The sequence below is a fragment of the Pseudomonas sp. VMV1 genome (assembly GCF_056790235.1).
Genome location: NZ_JBXGSE010000037.1, coordinates 1 through 1,063 on the forward strand (window position 1 = coordinate 1; position 1,063 = coordinate 1,063).

The following is a 1,063-nucleotide window of genomic DNA, read 5'->3' on the forward strand; positions in this document are numbered from 1 at the left end:
GACCCGGAGATCTCTGAATGGGGAAACCCACCTAGCATAAGCTAGGTATCTTAACCTGAATCCATAGGGTTAAGAGGCGAACCAGGGGAACTGAAACATCTAAGTACCCTGAGGAAAAGAAATCAACCGAGATTCCCTTAGTAGTGGCGAGCGAACGGGGACCAGCCCTTAAGTTGATTTGAGAGTAGCGGAACGCTCTGGAAAGTGCGGCCATAGTGGGTGATAGCCCTGTACGCGAAACGCTCTTATCAATGAAATCGAGTAGGACGGGGCACGAGAAACCCTGTCTGAATATGGGGGGACCATCCTCCAAGGCTAAATACTCCTGACTGACCGATAGTGAACCAGTACCGTGAGGGAAAGGCGAAAAGAACCCCGGAGAGGGGAGTGAAATAGAACCTGAAACCGTATGCGTACAAGCAGTGGGAGCCCACTTTGTTGGGTGACTGCGTACCTTTTGTATAATGGGTCAGCGACTTATTTTCAGTGGCGAGCTTAACCGAATAGGGGAGGCGTAGCGAAAGCGAGTCTTAATAGGGCGTCTAGTCGCTGGGAATAGACCCGAAACCGGGCGATCTATCCATGAGCAGGTTGAAGGTTAGGTAACACTGACTGGAGGACCGAACCCACTTCCGTTGAAAAGGCAGGGGATGACTTGTGGATCGGAGTGAAAGGCTAATCAAGCTCGGAGATAGCTGGTTCTCCTCGAAAGCTATTTAGGTAGCGCCTCATGTATCACTCTGGGGGGTAGAGCACTGTTTCGGCTAGGGGGTCATCCCGACTTACCAAACCGATGCAAACTCCGAATACCCAGAAGTGCCGAGCATGGGAGACACACGGCGGGTGCTAACGTCCGTCGTGAAAAGGGAAACAACCCAGACCGTCAGCTAAGGTCCCAAAGTCCTGGTTAAGTGGTAAACGATGTGGGAAGGCTTAGACAGCTAGGAGGTTGGCTTAGAAGCAGCCACCCTTTAAAGAAAGCGTAATAGCTCACTAGTCGAGTCGGCCTGCGCGGAAGATGTAACGGGGCTCAAACCAGGCACCGAAGCTACGGGTATCACCT

At 52.0% G+C, this 1,063-nt stretch carries 1 rRNA gene; it reads left to right on the top strand.

Annotated elements, in window-relative coordinates:
- Window positions 1–1,063: ribosomal RNA gene (locus ACUCV0_RS24040) — 23S ribosomal RNA — on the top strand; the annotation flags it as partial.